The following is a 2,352-nucleotide window of genomic DNA, read 5'->3' as shown; positions in this document are numbered from 1 at the left end:
TTCAATCCAGCTGCGACATCCTCCGTGGGACTTTTGATAGGCAATCTCCAGGGGTTCAATCAACACCTCGGTTCTAACGTAAGCAACATTGATACAGCCACTCTTCATGCCTTTCCCCTCCCAACCATAGCGTTCCGCGACAAGCCCCTCGGTGTACACATGTCTACCAGACAACTCTAATACAGCATCCCAATCTGTAAGTAACTCTGAACGTTCAACCGTACAGCGGTATTTAACTGGCACGATTTCACCAAGACTCCACAGCTTTTTCTGAGTCGTAGGCATCCACTCATGGGCCTGCTGCTTCACTTGGGCGAGTTGTTTATGGAAGAGTGTTGGAAACAGATAAAACGAGTCATGAACGAACTCAAAACCTCCACGCCCTTCGTGGATTCCGCCTTTACGGATTATAATATCCTGCGCTCCTCGACCTAGCGCTTCACAGATCGCAAACCATTCTTTAAATGCCACTGACATAGGCCCACAACTAGATTCTACCTTCTATATTTCCAAGCGGATTTTTCGCTCTCACCAAAAATTCAAATACCTTGAATCAGCTTAGTCAGATCTGTGGCTCCCCCTCACCCACACTTACAATATCATCTGAGATGTTTATTTTGGGGGTATTCAACTGATTAGTAACGAGAAAAAATAGTCAGAGCCAGCATGAATCTAACTAGCCATTTTTTCTGTATAAGTCACAGGTAAAGAACTATAGTTAGAATCACCCATAACTACTCATCCTATGTCAGAAATCCTTTTAGCTCTCTTCGCCGGCCTGTTAGTTGGTATTATTTTTTCAGCAATCAAGCTCCCACTGCCGGCTCCACCAGTGATATCTGGCATTATCGGCATCGTGGGAATTTTCCTAGGTAGTCAACTCTACCAATGGATAATCAAGTCCTTCTTTACGTAGCCTGCCCATGAAAACAAAAATCCCCCGCACTGAATGAACAGCACGGAGGATACACAACATATGAACTATGATTTTATGAAGTTGATGCCAGGATCACCATCTGGGCCACCGGCGATGACGAAGTTGAGCATCTTTTCATCTTTCATCTCAATCGCCGCCACGATTTGACTCTCGTCGCCACCAAGGACTAACAAGCCGTCATCCATGCTAGCGTCACCATCCATTTTAAATGGTTTCTTACCGTCATTGTATGACCAAGAGAACTTATTATCCTTTCCGATAGTTAACTTGATAGATCCATCACCACTCTTTGCGATCCAAGTCCCCTGAATCTGATCCAAAGGTGGAGGGGTGTACTTTTCTTGGCTAGGAGCAGCCTCGCCCTGTGAATCTCCAGTGGAGGAATTCTTAGTGAGTCGAAGCAACTCAGTAGCTATCTGGTCACGCGGTTGGAGCTCCACACACTTAGCAAATGCATCCTGAGCCTCCTTCATGTGACCCTGAGTCATGTAATGATAGCCTAATAAGAACTGAGCGTCTGCAGCTTTAGTATCACTCTTAGAATAAGACTCTAAGGCTCGGAGCTGAGCTGTGTAGGTTTCTGATGAAGCGTACAGGCCAATCATCGTTTCCCACCCCCAACCGGGATTGGATGAAAGCACGGAATTGAGAACGGAAGCAGCATCGCTATACTTCTTGAGAGCGAACAAACACAGAGCTCTGAACTCATGTTGCACCGTTTCACCTGGATCATAGCTGATCGCTTCATCCGTCTTCTTCAAAGCCATGAGATAATCTCCCTCTTTGAACGACTTGACTGCGGCATCAAAGGATTCAGTTGCTTTTTTAGCAAGCGAATCACTTTCTTTCTCCGACATACCTGATCGTTGTTCGACGGCAGTCTCCGCCGAGCTAGTGACAGGCTGCGCGTAATCTACATTAGCTTTTCCACCATCAGTATACACCACCACTAGCTGTGTTGAGTAGGGATTGTAGTAATGATGGTATCCGCAATCAAAGATGAGACTACCTATGCCCCAGCCAACTAGCCCCCATGCTATCACACGACCTGGGCGGTAATAATACGGTCTAAGATGCCAGCCATAGTGCCAATGACCGTGGTGCCAAGCATGGTATGCCCCAGATCCCCACCACGGGCGTCCTCCCCAGTGGCGTGAATTCACTGACCAGTTCACATTTCTTGAAAAGTTGATATCTACATTGTTTCCAATGTTCGCATTGCCTCTAGCTGGGCGATGCCCAACACCTGGACGGTTTCCTCCCGCTAAGCCTGCACCTGGCCTCCCCGGTCGTCCTGTAATCGGTGGTTTTGCAATAGGCCTTCCGGTGCTCGTTCTTGCCGTATTTGGTCGACCAGTCCCCGGTCGCTGATTAGGCCGCACTCCCCCCCCTTGGCCGGGACGGGTGGCGGGGAG

General features: G+C 48.0%; 3 protein-coding genes. 1 reads left to right on the top strand and 2 read right to left on the bottom strand.

Features of this window, described 5'->3' with window-relative positions:
- A partial coding sequence (locus ABGY95_RS07155) for a DUF1802 family protein (RefSeq protein WP_347441004.1) occupies positions 1 to 471 on the bottom strand: 471 nt, incomplete at its 3' end.
- A gap of 274 nt (positions 472 to 745) precedes the next feature.
- Between ABGY95_RS07155 and ABGY95_RS07150 the strand changes: the two genes are divergently transcribed.
- Positions 746 to 916 (top strand): DUF1427 family protein, encoded by a 171-nt coding sequence (locus tag ABGY95_RS07150; protein ID WP_347441003.1) that lies wholly within the window; start codon positions 746 to 748, stop codon positions 914 to 916.
- 65 nt (positions 917 to 981) lie between these two features.
- On the opposite strand, the gene ABGY95_RS07145 is transcribed toward ABGY95_RS07150, so the two are convergent.
- A partial coding sequence (locus tag ABGY95_RS07145) for a hypothetical protein (RefSeq protein WP_347441002.1) occupies positions 982 to 2,352 on the bottom strand: 1,371 nt, incomplete at its 5' end.

The organism is Rubritalea sp. (assembly GCF_039830215.1).
Lineage (GTDB): Bacteria > Verrucomicrobiota > Verrucomicrobiia > Verrucomicrobiales > Akkermansiaceae > Rubritalea.
This window is presented reverse-complemented; position numbering and strand designations above follow the sequence as displayed.